At 75.9% G+C, this 13,040-nt stretch carries 12 protein-coding genes; 4 read left to right on the top strand and 8 right to left on the bottom strand.

Annotated features, from left to right (window positions below; genetic code table 11):
- Positions 1 to 56 precede the first annotated feature (56 nt).
- A complete protein-coding gene (locus ACH4OA_RS10695) occupies positions 57 to 809 on the bottom strand; it encodes a CHAP domain-containing protein (RefSeq protein ID WP_365871272.1) in 753 nt (250 codons plus the stop codon).
- A gap of 415 nt (positions 810 to 1,224) precedes the next feature.
- Complete coding sequence (locus ACH4OA_RS10690; protein ID WP_397968622.1) at positions 1,225 to 3,819, bottom strand: helicase-associated domain-containing protein; 2,595 nt, start codon at positions 3,817 to 3,819, stop codon at positions 1,225 to 1,227.
- 98 nt (positions 3,820 to 3,917) lie between these two features.
- On the opposite strand from ACH4OA_RS10690, the gene ACH4OA_RS10685 reads away from it, so the two are divergent.
- Positions 3,918 to 5,246, top strand: coding sequence for a hypothetical protein (locus ACH4OA_RS10685; protein ID WP_397968620.1), 1,329 nt, complete (start codon positions 3,918 to 3,920; stop codon positions 5,244 to 5,246).
- A 348-nt stretch (positions 5,247 to 5,594) separates the two neighbouring features.
- On the top strand, positions 5,595 to 6,233 hold the full coding sequence (locus ACH4OA_RS10680; RefSeq protein ID WP_397968618.1) for an HAD family hydrolase: 639 nt from the start codon (positions 5,595 to 5,597) through the stop codon (positions 6,231 to 6,233).
- On the opposite strand, the gene ACH4OA_RS10675 is transcribed toward ACH4OA_RS10680, so the two are convergent.
- Positions 6,197 to 6,460: a hypothetical protein gene (locus ACH4OA_RS10675; RefSeq protein ID WP_365871264.1), complete on the bottom strand. Its 264-nt coding sequence runs from the start codon at positions 6,458 to 6,460 to the stop codon at positions 6,197 to 6,199. The genes ACH4OA_RS10680 and ACH4OA_RS10675 overlap by 37 nt on opposite strands.
- A gap of 165 nt (positions 6,461 to 6,625) precedes the next feature.
- On the opposite strand from ACH4OA_RS10675, the gene ACH4OA_RS10670 reads away from it, so the two are divergent.
- Positions 6,626 to 7,009 (top strand): cold-shock protein, encoded by a 384-nt coding sequence (locus ACH4OA_RS10670; protein ID WP_285559186.1) that lies wholly within the window; start codon positions 6,626 to 6,628, stop codon positions 7,007 to 7,009.
- 26 nt (positions 7,010 to 7,035) lie between these two features.
- Here the strand turns inward: ACH4OA_RS10670 and ACH4OA_RS10665 are convergent, their stop codons facing one another.
- The 4 genes from ACH4OA_RS10665 to ACH4OA_RS10650 form a co-directional block, all read right to left on the bottom strand.
- Positions 7,036 to 7,893, bottom strand: coding sequence for a 1,4-dihydroxy-6-naphthoate synthase (locus ACH4OA_RS10665; RefSeq protein WP_365871262.1), 858 nt, complete (start codon positions 7,891 to 7,893; stop codon positions 7,036 to 7,038).
- Positions 7,883 to 8,629, bottom strand: a complete 747-nt coding sequence (locus ACH4OA_RS10660; protein ID WP_365871260.1) for a futalosine hydrolase — start codon at positions 8,627 to 8,629, stop codon at positions 7,883 to 7,885. The genes ACH4OA_RS10665 and ACH4OA_RS10660 overlap by 11 nt, the downstream gene beginning before the upstream one ends.
- The gene (locus tag ACH4OA_RS10655) at positions 8,602 to 9,075 is read right to left on the bottom strand and encodes a DUF2771 domain-containing protein (protein ID WP_365871258.1); all 474 of its coding nucleotides are present in this window, start codon (positions 9,073 to 9,075) and stop codon (positions 8,602 to 8,604) included. The genes ACH4OA_RS10660 and ACH4OA_RS10655 overlap by 28 nt, the downstream gene beginning before the upstream one ends.
- A 216-nt stretch (positions 9,076 to 9,291) precedes the next feature.
- Positions 9,292 to 10,725 (bottom strand): MFS transporter, encoded by a 1,434-nt coding sequence (locus ACH4OA_RS10650; RefSeq protein ID WP_397937634.1) that lies wholly within the window; start codon positions 10,723 to 10,725, stop codon positions 9,292 to 9,294.
- A gap of 324 nt (positions 10,726 to 11,049) precedes the next feature.
- Here ACH4OA_RS10650 and ACH4OA_RS10645 point away from each other — a divergent pair, with 324 nt between their 5' ends.
- A complete protein-coding gene (locus ACH4OA_RS10645) occupies positions 11,050 to 11,973 on the top strand; it encodes a DUF3027 domain-containing protein (RefSeq protein ID WP_365871254.1) in 924 nt (307 codons plus the stop codon).
- 372 nt (positions 11,974 to 12,345) lie between these two features.
- Here the strand turns inward: ACH4OA_RS10645 and ACH4OA_RS10640 are convergent, their stop codons facing one another.
- Positions 12,346 to 12,903, bottom strand: coding sequence for an ATP-binding protein (locus ACH4OA_RS10640; protein ID WP_397968616.1), 558 nt, complete (start codon positions 12,901 to 12,903; stop codon positions 12,346 to 12,348).
- Between the last annotated feature and the right edge of the window lie 137 nt (positions 12,904 to 13,040).

The following is a 13,040-nucleotide window of genomic DNA, read 5'->3' as shown; positions in this document are numbered from 1 at the left end:
TCGTTGTGCGGGAGCCGGCCGGGGAACCAATCCTTTTCCGGCCAACGTGGCCGAGGTCAGCGGGCCTTCGGCGTGGTGTAGCCGATCACCCGGCCCGCCGTGGCGGACTGGCTCTTCTTGTAGGTCAGCCGCTCCAGGGAGGTGTTGCCCTCGACGGAGTGGTAGACCTTCCGGCTGGAGCTGTACGAGGTCAGGACACCCACGTGGTCGGCCCGGCCGTCCCCGTTGTCGTCGTAGGAGACCACGTCACCGGGCGCCGGCCGGTACCCGCCCGCCTTCACCTGCGCCTTGGAGTGCCAGGTGTGGTGCGCCTTGCCGTACGCGCGGAACGAGTCGGCCGCCGCGTTCAGGCCGCTGACGTCCGCCTTGCCCCAGTACCAGGCGTACTTGGCGAAGTCCGCGCACCAGGCGCGCGAGGTCCACTTCACGCTGGTCCACCTCTTCTTCCAGGCGCCGCCGGCCTTGACGTACATGTAGCCCTTGCTGGTCCCGCACGCCTGGTGGTTGTTGATGGTCCCGGTGCGCGGGGCGCTGGTGTGGTCCCAGCGCAGGTTGGCCCTGGCCGTCCAGAAGCCGGTGTAGAAGTTGCAGTTGTTGCGCTCGGAGTCGCCGCCCTTGGCGTCGCCCTCGTACTTGCGCTTCTGCACCTCGGCGTTGTCGCTCGTGTACTGGCTCAGCGCCTGCTTGGCGGCCAGCGGTCCCGGGGGCGTCGCGGCGTGTGCCGGGCCGGCCGTCACGAGGCCCCCCAGCGACATGGCCAGGACCGCCCCCGCGACGGCCGTGGTCCTCGCTGTGCGTATCGCGGTCATCCCGATTTTCCTTCCGTCGTCCGGTGCCGGGCCCGGTGGGTCCGGCTGACGACCGAAAGGCTGGCCGGGCGCTCCCGGCGCTGACAACGGGTCGGGGCGTCCAGGACATGTCCGGGACAGCCGGGCACTGTCCGGCCTGGTCAGCGCCCTGTCCGGGCCGCCGCGCCGGGACACCGGACACCGCGCGACCGTGGGGAGCGCGGCGGCAGGGGTACGGCGGCAGGGGTACGGCAGGAGCGCGACAAGAGCCCGACAGGGGCACGACAGGGGCACGCCTCAGGACGAGCGGACCGAAGAGCAGCGGGACCGCCGGGCGAGAGGGTCCGCCGGGCAGGGGAACCGCCGGGCAGGAGACCACCGGGCAGGAGACCACCGGGCGGGAGGGACCGCCGGCAGGTGTGCCGCCGGGCAGGAGTCAGTCGTCCGCCAGCTCGGCGACGCCGGTGATCCGGTGCAGCGGATACGTCCGCACCTCGTCCGCCGTGTGGTCGTACGCCGTGACGAAGCCGCCCTCCACCCGGACCGGGGAGATGACGCGCTGGCTGGCGGCGCCCTCGGCGTTGACGTAGCCGATCCACACCGAGTCCCCGGTCAGCACGGCGGCCTGCATGGTGGCCAGCGTCTCGGCGGACGAGGTGCGCGGCAGCCCGCCGCCCGCCGGCGGCTCGCCGGCCGGCTTGCGCGGGGTGGTGGCGGCCAGGTCGCCGGCCCGGATCGCGCGGACCGCCGCCGCGAGCAGCGTGGCGTCGGGCGGCGGCGGCCCGTCCGGCACCGGCTCGGGCGCGGTGCGCGGCGGGGTGCGGTGCGCGTGCGCGCGGGTGATCAGGACATCGCCCTCGGCGGACTCGGCGGCGGGCGCGTACCCCATCGCGCGCAGCCCCTCCAGCAGCGCCGCCGGATCGACCGGCGCGGCCAGCACGGTCGGGGCCAGCCGGCGCAGCCGCAGGGCGGCGGCCCGCCGGTCGGCGAGGATCTCGTTCAGCAGGGCGTCGTCGTCGCAGCGCACATACGCCGAGGCCGCGCCGACCCGCAGGTGGCCGTGCCGGCGGGCCACGTCGTCGATCAGATAGGCGAGCGGCTGCGGGACGGGGGTGCGGGAGTGCTCGGCGAGGAAGGCGTGCAGGTCGGCGGCGGTGCGGCCGGCGTCCAGGGCCCGCCGGACGGACGCCGGTGTGAACCGGTACACGGTCGCGCCGCCCTTGGACTCCACGTCCGCGAGCACGCCCAGCACCTGGGCGAGCGGGCGCCGCAGCGGGCCGGGAGCGACGGCCGTCAGGTCCGCCTGGAGCAGCACGTGGTCCAGCGGCTCCGGCAGCAGCGGCGCGAGCAGCCGCGCCGCTGCGGCGCCCGCGACGGCCTGCTCGGCAGCCGCGAGGGGAACCAGCCGGCCGGGCGTGTGGTGGTGGTGCACCGGCAGCTTGTCCCCCGGGCCGCTCGGCGCGGCGGAGCCGGACCCGGAACCGGGGGAGCCGGAGCCGGACCCCGGGGAGCCCGGCCCGGACCCCGGTGCACCAGAGCCCGGGACGGGCGCGCCGAGCAGGGCGCGGCCGTGCGAGGACAGGGCGCCCCGGCCGGTCACGCCCAGCAGCTCCGCCTCCGACAGGGTCCAGCGGGCCAGCAGGGTCCGCAGATCGTCCTCGCCCTCCCGGCGGGCCCCGCGCAGCGGACGCTCCCAGCGCAGCCGGTCCAGCACCGACCCGGCGTCCGGCGCCGTGCCGTGCGGCAGCCCGGCGAGCAGGGACAGCACCCGGTGCCGTACCTCGGGCGCGGCGGACCGGTCCAGGCCCGGACCGAGCGCCGACAGCGTACGGTCCTTGGCGTCCCGGCCGCCGACCAGCCCCGGCGTGCGGGTGGCCGTCAGCCACGCCTGCGCCAGCCGGGACCAGCGCTCGGCCGGCGGCTGCTCCAGCCACTCGTCGAAGGCGGGCGTGGCCGCGTACCGCTCGTCGGCCTCGCCGTCGGAGGCGACCAGTCCGGCCGCGTACGCCAGCTCCGTCCAGAAGGCGGCGACCGGCTCGGACACGTCCAGCGCCACGGCCGTCCGCTTCAGGTCACGCACGCTCAGCCCGCCCGCCCGCAGCACGGCCGGACCGCCCTCGTCCCACTCCTTCAGCAGCTCCTCCACGGTGGCCAGCGCCGTGTACGCCTGCCCGGCCGCGGTCGCGTCGACCACCTGCCCGGAGTGCGTCGCGGCCGGTGCCACGGCGGGCGGCAGCGGCTCGGGCGCGCGGTGGGCGCGGCCCGCGCGCAGATGCAGGGCGACCTCGCGCGGGAGCACCACCGTGCCCGGCACGGTCGGCAGCAGCAGTCCGCGGTCCAGCAGCCAGCGCAGGTGCGCCGCCGGTTCCGCGGTGACCTGCCCGTACGGCGGCCCCCACACCAGCCGGTCCAGCACCTCGCGGGCGGCCTCGGGGGCCTGGGCGAGCAGCTTGGCCATCTTCTTCCGGTGGCCGAACAGCGCGGTCAGCGCGGCCACGGCGGACACCGGGTCGTGCGTCGACGGCAGCCCGGCCGCCGTCACGAGCTCCTGGACGCGCCCCGGGGACATGCCCGAGGTGGCCTCCTGCACGGTCGGCCCGAGCCCGGTCGGCGACGGGTGCCGGGGCGAGGGGGCCAGCACCTCGCGGGCGGTGCGCACCAGCCGCAGCCGGTCGTCGCCGCCCCACACCAGCGCCTGTTCGCGCAGGGTGGCGAGGGCCCGCGGCAGCGCGGCGGCCACGGTCTCGTCGCGGTCGTCCCCGGCCATCAGCCCGAGCAGGGTGTCGTACGGCGCCGGGTCCGGCGCCACGGCCAGCGCCTCCGCCGTCTGCAGCGCGAACCGGTCCAGCCGCTCCAGGGCGCGCAGCACCGAGGCGCGGGTGCCGGCGCGGGTGGCGAGCTGCGTGAGATCGCCGGGCACGGGCGTGACGAGGTCCGGGCGGCTGCGCAGCAACGCGGCCAGGGAGGAGTCGTCCCGGGCGCGGAGCGCCTCCGCCAGGGACCGAGGGGCGGGGTGGGCCTCGGGGCTCATCCGGCCAACGGTAGCCGACATCGATGGGCCCAGGGCAGCGGCGAAGACGCGGTACCGTCCCTCACGGCAGTTCAGTCGGCGCACCCCGGAGGGGTTCCGTGGGGATCGAGAGCGACCAGGTCGTCTACGAGTATCTGAGCCGCGTCGGTGACATCGCCCAGCAGCGGCAGCTGCCGTCGGCGACCCGGATGCGGCTGGTGTCGGAGCTGCGCAACGAGATCGACCGGCACCGGGCGCGGGCGACGGTCGACTCGCCCGCCGCGGTCCGCCGCATCCTGGACCGGCTGGGCAGCCCGGACGAGGTGGTCGGCACGGCGAGCGGCACGGCCGGCGCGCCCCGGCAGCCCGCGCCTCCCGCCACGAGCGTCCCCGCCCAGCCCGTCACCGGCGACCAGGCCCCCGACCCGGCGGCCCGGCCCCGGCCGAAGGGCCCGCGCCGCCCGGACCGGAACCGGCCCTGGGGGCCACGACGCGAGACGACACCCCGCGAGAAGGACCCACACCGGGACGACCCGGGCCGCGACGACCCGCGCCAGAGCGATCCAGGCGGCAGCGGCCCGCGCCGGGGCGAGCCGGGCGGCGGCAAGGAGTCGCGCCGGGGCGACGCGCTCTACGGCAGGAAGCCGCGCCGGGGCGAGCCGGGCCACGGCAAGGACGCGCACCAGGACGGGGCGGGCCGCGGCAAGGACGCGCGCCGGGAGGAGCCGGCCCTCGACAAGGAGATGCCCCGGGCGGAACGCCCGAAGGGCCTGCGCAGGGTCGTACCGCGCCCCCGTCCCCGCCCCGCCGGACCCGCCGGCCCGCCCGTGGCCCGCGACGTCCCGGCCCCGCCGCACCTGGCCCCGGCCCACGAACTCGGCGACGGTACGGCACCGCCCGACTGGTGGCGGGTGAGCGGACCTCTGACGGACGCCGACCCGGTACCGGGTTTCGTCGGCGGGGTGGAGATCCCGGAACTGCTCAGCCGCCCGGCACGGGAGCCCGACGCCACGGAGGCCGCCCCGGCGGAGGCCGGAGCGGGAACCGAGCCCGGACCCGCGTCCGCGCCGGCCGCCCGCCGCCGGCGCGGACTGCCCGTCCTGGTGCCGGCCGGCTGGTCCAACCCCCTCCTGCTGCTGGCCGCCGTCGCGCTCGTCGCCGGTGCCGTGCTCGGGAACTGGTACGCGCTGCTCCTCGGCTGGGCGATCGCCTACGGCTCCCGGCGGCTGACGCCCGCGGAGACCAAGTGGGCGGTGATGTTCCTGCCGGGCGCGGCGGTCGCCGCCGGCGCGGTGTGGCTGTGGGGCCGCGCCGACGGCCGCTGGGGGGATCCGGTCACCCAGGGCACCATGACGGACGCGATCGGCGAGACCTGGCCCTGGGTGGTCCGCGGCGCAGCGCTGGCATCGGCCCTCTACCTGACCTGGCGCTCCCAACGCACCAGATAACCCCCGAAGGGGCGCGGGGAACGGCCCGCACCCGGCACACCACAGCACCCCCTACGGCGCGCCCCCGAAGGGGCGCGGGAAACGGCGCGAGCACCCCCCACGTACCCGCACCCGGCACACCGCAGCACCCCCTACGGCGCGCCCCCGAAGGGGCGCGGGGAACGGCGCGAGCACCCCCCCGCGCACCCGCACCCGGCACACGACAGCCCCCCGCGACACAAGCCGCCCCGCCCCCGCCGGAGGCAACCCGCACCCCCCACGACACGCCCCGCCCCACGCACCGCCGGAGGCACCCCGCACCCCCCACGACGCGCCCCGCCCCACCCACCGCCGGAGGCACCCCGCACAATGTCCCCCATGGCCCTCACCGTCGGCTTCGACCTCGACATGACCCTCATCGACTCCCGCCCGGGCATCCGCGCCTGTTATCAGGCCCTGGCCGAGCGGACGGGTACGTTCATCGACGCCGACCTCGCGGTGACGCGGCTCGGGCCGCCGCTCGTGGAGGAGCTGATCCACTGGTTCCCGGCCGAGCGGGTGCCGGAGATGGCCGAGCTGTACCGGGAGATGTACCCGTCCATAGCCATCACCTCGACGCCCGCCATGCCCGGCGCCCGGGAGGCGGTCGACGCGGTGCGGGCGGCCGGCGGACGGACGATGGTGGTGACGGCGAAGTACGAGCCGAACGCCAAACTGCACCTGACGCACCTCGGCATCGCACCGGACGTGGTCGTCGGCGACCTGTGGGCCGAGCAGAAGGCGGCGGCGCTGCGCGAGTACGACGCGGCCGTGTACGTCGGCGATCACGTCGGAGACGTCCGCGGGGCCCGCGCGGCGGGTGCGTTTTCGGTCGCCGTGGCGACCGGCCCGTGCCCGCCCGACGAGCTGCGGGAGGCCGGCGCGGACGTCGTCCTGGCCGACCTGTCCGCCTTCCCGGCGTGGCTCGCCGGCTACCGCGGGACGCCCGGCGCGGCACCCCGCGCCTGACGCCGTCCGGCGGCGGCCGACCGCAGGACACCGGCGCCGGCGACGAGGAATCCCACGGCCATGAGCATGCTCAGGCCGAACATGTAGGTCGGAAATGGTCTCGCGCCGAGGAACAGCGGGGCCACCGTGACGAGGGTGGCCACGGCCCCGAGGAAGAAGACGACGGCACCGGCGCGGATCAGCCGGTCACCCGGCGCGGCGGAATTCGGTTGGGTTTTGTCACGCACCGGACCAGGGTAGTTCCCTGCGCGACAGAACAACCGGGGGACGTCTTGTCACCCGCCCGAAGACCATTAGCCTTGGTAGCGGCGGGTCGTGGACGACCCGCTCTAGTGCTATCAAGAGCCGTTTCCCCAGCGGTTTTCCCGACGAGTACGAGGACGAGGACAGACGTGCCTACCGGCAAGGTCAAGTGGTTCAACAGCGAGAAGGGCTTCGGCTTTCTCTCCCGCGACGACGGCGGTGACGTCTTCGTCCATTCCTCGGTTCTCCCCGCCGGAGTCGAAGCGCTCAAGCCGGGACAGCGCGTGGAGTTCGGCGTCGTCGCCGGTCAGCGCGGTGACCAGGCGCTGTCGGTGATCGTGCTCGACCCGACGCCCTCGGTCGCCGCCGCCCAGCGCAAGAAGCCGGACGAGCTGGCCTCGATCGTGCAGGATTTGACGACCCTTCTGGAGAACATCACTCCGATGCTGGAGAAGGGCCGTTATCCGGAGAAGGCCTCGGGCAAGAAGATCGCCGGTCTGCTCCGCGCGGTCGCCGACCAACTGGACGTCTGAGCACCCCGTCGGCCACGCGGTATTCCTCAGGGAAACGCGAGCGCGTCCGGGCCGAGGGGCGGTACGAGTCCCTCGGCCGCCGCTCGGGTGAGCAGTCCCCGGACCGCCGCGTAACCGTCCTCGCCGAGACCGGCCGTGAACTCGTTGACGTAGAGCCCGATGTGCTGGTCGGCGACGGCCGGGTCCATCTCCTGGGCGTGCGCCATGACGTACGGCCGGGAGGCCTCCGGGTCGTCCCAGGCGGCCCGCACGGAGGCCCGGACGGAGTCGGCGAGCCGGCCGAGCGTGCCGGCGCCCAGCGACCGCTTGGCGATGATCGCGCCCAGCGGGATCGGCAGCCCGGTGGTCCGCTCCCAGTGCTCGCCCATGTCGGCCAGCTTGTGCAGCCCGTAGTTCTGGTAGGTGAACCGGGCCTCGTGGATCACCAGGCCCGCGTCCACCTTGCCGTCCCGCACGGCCGGCATGATCTCGTGGAACGGCATGACCACGATCTCGCCGACCCCGCCCGGCAGGGTGTCCGCCGCCCACAGCCGGAACAGCAGATAGGCGGTCGACTTCTCGCTCGGCACCGCGACCGTACGGCCCGTGAGGTCGGCGCCCGGCTCCCGGGTGAGCACCAGCGGTCCGCAGCCCCGCCCCAGCGCGCCGCCGCACGGCAGCAGCGCGTACTCGTCGAGGACGTACGGCAGGACGGCGTAGGACACCTTCAGCACGTCGAACTCACCGCGTTCGGCCATGCCGTTGGTGATGTCGATGTCGGCGAACGTCACGTCCAGCGCGGGCGCGCCGGGGACGCGGCCGTGGGCGAGGGCGTCGAAGACGAAGGTGTCGTTCGGGCAGGGGGAGTACGCGATCCGCAGGGACCGCTGCTGCTCACTGGTCATACAGGTGCCAACTCTCCAATGCGGGCGCCAGCTTCCCGAAGCCTCCGGTGAGGGCGGCGAGGGCGTCGCCGATGCGCCAGGCGGCGCGGTCGCGGGGCCCGACCGGGTTGGAGACCGCGCGGATCTCCAGCACGGGCACGCCGTGCGCGGCGGCGGCCTCCGCCACCCCGAACCCCTCCATGCCCTCGGCGAGCGCGCCGGGGTGCCGGGCGCGCAGGGCGGCGGCACGGGCGGCGGTGCCGGTCACCGTGGAGACGGTCAGGATCGTTCCGGTACGGGCGCCGGTGGCCTCGGCGGTGGCGCGTACGAGTGATTCCGGCGGGTGGTGGCTGACGGTCCCGAACCCGAGTTCGGTGACCGGCAGGAAGCCGTCGGCGGTCTCGGCGCCCAGGTCGGCCACGGTGATCGCGTCGGCGACGACGAGCGAGCCGAGCGGCGCGTCCGGCGCGAAGCCGCCGCCGATCCCGGCCGAGACGACCAGGCCGTAGGGCCTGCCGGCCAGCGCGGCGGCGGTCAGGGCGCCGGCGGTGGACGCGGCGGCGAGCGCCGGTCCGACCCCGGCGGCGAGCAGGTCCCAGCCCGCGGCCGTACGGCACAGGGCCGCGCCGGGCAACCGTACCTCCTCGGCCGGTCCGGGCAGCGCCCGGGCCACCGCGTCCCGCTCGGCGGGGACCGCGGTGGCGACGAGGACCGGGACGGAGGGCGTGGTCAGTCCTTCTTCAGCTTGAAGGACCACACGCCCTTGTTCGTCTTGTCGCCCATCTGGATCGCGAGCGTGTTGGTCTCGCCCTGCGTGCCGTACTGGGCGTTGAAGAAGGCGCTGCTCGGGATCGTGCGGTACGTCTCCTTGCTGGAGTCGGTGAACTGGCGGCCGTTGACCAGCACGATCCAGCCCGCGTCGGCGATCTTCGGGTCGACGCCGATCCGGACGGTCTCGTCCTGACCGACCTTGATCGACTCCACGTCGCCGGAGTTCTTGACGCAGTCCTTCAGCGAGTCGGCGGTCAGCTTGTCGCCGTCGTTGTAGCAGAGGGCCTCGGAGTTGACCGAGTTACCGCCGACCGTGATCGTCGCGACGGGGCTCGGCTTGTCGCAGGCCGACAGGACGAGCAGTCCGGCGGAAACGGCGCCGGCGGCGGCGACGGCGCGGCGGCGTCGCACAGCGGATTGCAGCGTGGTCATGGCCGAAGGCTATCGGGCGTCCGGAGCCGCCCGCCCACGCGGGGTACGGCGTGCCCGGTTCGTTACGCCACGCGTGCCCGGCGACCGGTCCGACGCCGGCCCACGGACCACGGGGGCAAGCACCGGCCGGGCCCGCTGCCGCCCACGGGGCGCGGGGCCGACGTGTCGCTGGCGCCCGACCGGTCGCGGGTCGGCGGATCCGTGCCGGCCCGCCGGTCACGGGGCCGACGGGCCGGTGTCGCCCGCGACCTCCTGCCACCTCGGCCCCGTCCGGCCGCCCTGCCGGGCCGAGGCCAGCAGCCCCCGTGCGGTGGTCAGCCAGCCGGCGGCCACGAACGCGGAGCCGACCAGCAGCCCGACCGTGCCGTCCAGCGGCATCACGATGCCGACCGCGCCGCCCAGCACCCACGCCATCTGCAGCAGCGTCTCCGCGCGGGCGAACGCCGAGGCGCGCACCGCCTCCGGCACGTCCCGCTGGATCAGCGCGTCCAGCGCCAGCTTGGCCAGCGCCTGCGCGAACCCGGCGACCGCCGCCAGGCACGCCACCAGGAAGGTGCCGAAGAACACGGCGGCGACGACCCCGGCGCCGAGCGCCACCGCGACGACGGCCACGATGATCATCTCCGGGGCACGGGAGCGCAGCCACGCCCCCAGGGCCGTACCCAGGGCGTTGCCCGCGCCCGCCGCGATGCCGACTATGCCCAGCGAGACCGCAGCGCTCTGCCCGGTCAGCGGGTGCTCGCGCAGCAGGAACGCGAGGAAGAAGATCAGGAAACCGGACAGGCAGCGCAGGGCGGCGTTGGCGCCGAGCGCGTGCGTGACGGCGGGCCCCACCGTGCGCAGCCCGGGCCGCCTGGCCTGTTTGCGGTCCGGCCCGCGCGGCCGGGCCCCGCCGGCCGCCAGCAGGGCGATGCCCTCGCCCTTGGCCGAGTCCACGACGGGCGGCAGGGAGAACGACAGGAACGTACCGGCGGCGAAGATCACGAAGGCGCCGTACAGCGGCCAGGGATCGCCGAGCGTGTGCAGGCCGGCCGCCACCGGCGCGGCTGCCCCGGTGGCCAGCAGGCCCGCGAGCGTCACCCGGGAGTTGGCCTTCACGAGCGAGAACCGCGGTGGCAGCAGCCGCGGCACGACGGCGCTGCGGACCACGCCGTACGCCTTGGACGCCACCAGCACGCCCAGCGCCGCCGGATACAGCTGGAGACCGCCGCTCGCCACCGCGCCCGAGACGACCAGCGCGAGCAGCGCCCGCGCCAGCATCGCGCCCGCCATCGCCGCCCGCCGCCCGTGCGGCAGGCGGTCCAGCAGCGGTCCGATGACCGGGGCGAGCACGGTGAACGGCGCCATGGTGATGGCGAGATAGAGGGCGACCCGCCCGCGCGCCTCGTCGGTCGGCACCGAGAAGAACACCGTGGACGCCAGCGCCACGGTGACCATGACGTCGCCCGCGCCGTTCACCGCGTGCAGTTCGATCAGCTTGCCCAGGCCCGACTCGCCCGCGCCGTGCGCGTGCGTGACCCGGCGGATGACGCGCGCCGCGCCGGTGACCGGAAGGCGCAGGGCACGGCCCACCGCGCGGACGGCACCGCCCACCCGGCCCGAACCGCCGCCCCGACCACTCGCCTTGTCCGCGGCTGCCACGACGTTCATAGTGCCCCGAGATCCGGGCGGATAGTGCGCTACGGCACGGATGGCGGCGTTCGGCACGGTGCCGCCGGGGCCGCGCCGGCCGTCCGCCGGGCCGGTCTCGGCCGTCCGCGGGGGCCGGGTGGGCCGTCCGGCGGGCCGGGTGGGAAAATGCACGAATCCCGCCCGGTGTAGCGTGCCTGTCTCAGCCATAACGCAGAATGGATGGCAGAGGTGCGCCCGGGCGCGCGGATGCAGACGTCGATGCGGTCCCCAGGTCCGCTCCGTAGGCGAAACCGCCGGAGGCAGCCGCACTCGACGAGACGGCGTAGGAGAGAAGCGATACCTGTGAGCGCAGCGACAACGCGAAGCCGCACCCCCGACCGCCTGTGCGCCGAGGCCGTCGACCTCGCCCGCGCCGCCGCCGAGGAGGCCGCCGCACCCGGTGTGGTGGGCGAGCACGCCGGTCTCGTGTCCGAGGGCGACCGCGTTGTCACGCACTTCTTCGAGTGCAAGGAGCTGGGCTACCGGGGCTGGCGCTGGGCCGTCACGGTGGCCCGTGCCTCCCGCGCCAAGACGGTGACCCTGGACGAGGTCGTCCTGCTGCCCGGCTCCGACGCCCTCCTCGCGCCCGAGTGGGTGCCGTGGAGCGAGCGGCTGCGCCCCGGCGACCTCGGCCCCGGCGACCTGCTCCCCACCGACCAGGACGACCTGCGCCTGGAGCCCGGGTACACGGGCGAGGAGGAGCCGCCGCCGAACTCGCCGGTCTCCGACGAGATGCGGGAACTGGCCGAGGCGGAGGACGCCGACGTCACGCCGGGCACCCCGGCCACCCAGCCGGCGCCGTCCCGCGGCACGATCGCGTCCGTCGCCGAGGAACTGGGCCTGCGCCGCGCGCGGGTGCTGTCCCGGTACGGCCTGCGGGTCGCCGCCGACCGCTGGGAGGACGCGTTCGGCCCCAAGAGCGCCATGGCGCAGGCGGCCCCCGCCACCTGCGTGAGCTGCGGCTTCCTGGCCCGCATCGGCGGCTCCCTGGGCCAGGCCTTCGGGGTCTGCGCCAACGAGTTCTCCCCGGCGGACGGCCGGGTGGTCTCCCTGGCCTACGGCTGCGGCGGGCACTCGGAGGCCGCGGTCATGCCGAAGCCGCCGCAGCCGGCGCCGCCGGTCATCGACGAGACCCGGGTCGACCCGTTCCCGCTCCGCCCGGCCCGCGACTCCGGCTCCGTCCCGGAGACCGGCGACGACGAGACAGCGGAACTCGGCCACTCCTGACTCCGGCCGCGCCGGGCGACCCCCGCAGCGGCCCCTCCCCGGCGTCACCGGCCCGCCCTCCTCGGCGGCCCGGCCGGGTGGCGGACGGCCCCGGACCCGCCAGCGCCGCGTGCGGCGGCCCCCCGAGGGCCCCGCTCGCGCCGGGCCGCGGGCCCTCCCCGGTTTTCCCGGACCGGGACGGTCCCGCGCGTGTCGGCTCCGGACTCCACTACCGTGCCCGGTGCCCACGCTGCGGACCGTGCGCGGGGCCCGGCGGGCCCGGGTGCGTGCTGACGGCGCACGTGGCCCGTGGCCCGCGGACCGGGTGCACAGGCCAGCCGTAGACCCGTCCGCCGTCCGCCCCGGCGCGGTCACCGGCGGAGCGCGAGCGCTCTAGAAGACCAGCTCGGCTTCACCCCGTCCGCACCCTCCGATTGCCCCAAACTCTCCGAGCCGGCCGAGACCGTCCCCGAGGTCGCCCTCGAACCCGGCTCCGAGGTCGGCTCCCGGTGGGTCCGCCGCCGGTGTGCCGCCCCTGCCGGTCCGCACCTCCGCCCAGACGGTCTTCAGCGGCGCGGGCCCGGCCGCCGTACCCCAGCGCAGCGCGAGCGCGTCCACGAGCAGCAGTCCCCGGCCGCCGTCGGCGTCCGGTCCGCCCGGCCCGCGCCGGGGCAGCCGGTCACCCCGGGTGTCCGTCACCTCGATCCGCAGCACGTCCCCGGCGGCGTACAGCGTCAGCCGGAAGTCCCGCCCCGCCACGCGCCCGTGGGTGACGGCGTTCGCGGCCAGCTCCGCCACGACCACCGCCCCGGGGTCCACGGGCAGGCCCCAGGACCGCAGTTGCTCCGTGGCGAGCAGCCGGGCCAGCCGGGCCCCGCGGGGCGTGGGGGAGAGCCGCACCGTGTAAGGCAGGACGCGGGGCAGGACGCGGGGGGAGGTTTCCTGTTTCACACCCCTCAGCCTGGCCGCGTCCGCCCCCCGTGAAGAGTGACCAGCGGGTTGTGCGGGGTCACTCCCCGGCGCACGCCGGGTGGTGTGCGGGCCCCGCACGCCCCACCTCTGCGCTCCGCCGCCGCCCCCGCGCGCTG

The organism is Streptomyces sp. NPDC017095 (assembly GCF_044332325.1).
In the GTDB taxonomy this organism is placed as follows: domain Bacteria; phylum Actinomycetota; class Actinomycetes; order Streptomycetales; family Streptomycetaceae; genus Streptomyces.
Note: the sequence above shows the minus strand (reverse complement) of the source record. Positions and strands in the feature narration are given on the sequence as shown.

Coding starts and splice junctions, on each gene's coding strand:
- ACH4OA_RS10690 (WP_397968622.1), bottom strand. CDS start 3,819: ATGAGCCCCGAGGCCCACCCCGCCCCTCGGTCCCTGGCGGAGGCGCTC.
- ACH4OA_RS10665 (WP_365871262.1), bottom strand. CDS start 7,893: ATGACCAGTGAGCAGCAGCGGTCCCTGCGGATCGCGTACTCCCCCTGC.
- ACH4OA_RS10650 (WP_397937634.1), bottom strand. CDS start 10,725: ATGAACGTCGTGGCAGCCGCGGACAAGGCGAGTGGTCGGGGCGGCGGT.
- ACH4OA_RS10680 (WP_397968618.1), top strand. CDS start 5,595: ATGTCCCCCATGGCCCTCACCGTCGGCTTCGACCTCGACATGACCCTC.
- ACH4OA_RS10695 (WP_365871272.1), bottom strand. CDS start 809: ATGACCGCGATACGCACAGCGAGGACCACGGCCGTCGCGGGGGCGGTC.
- ACH4OA_RS10655 (WP_365871258.1), bottom strand. CDS start 9,075: ATGACCACGCTGCAATCCGCTGTGCGACGCCGCCGCGCCGTCGCCGCC.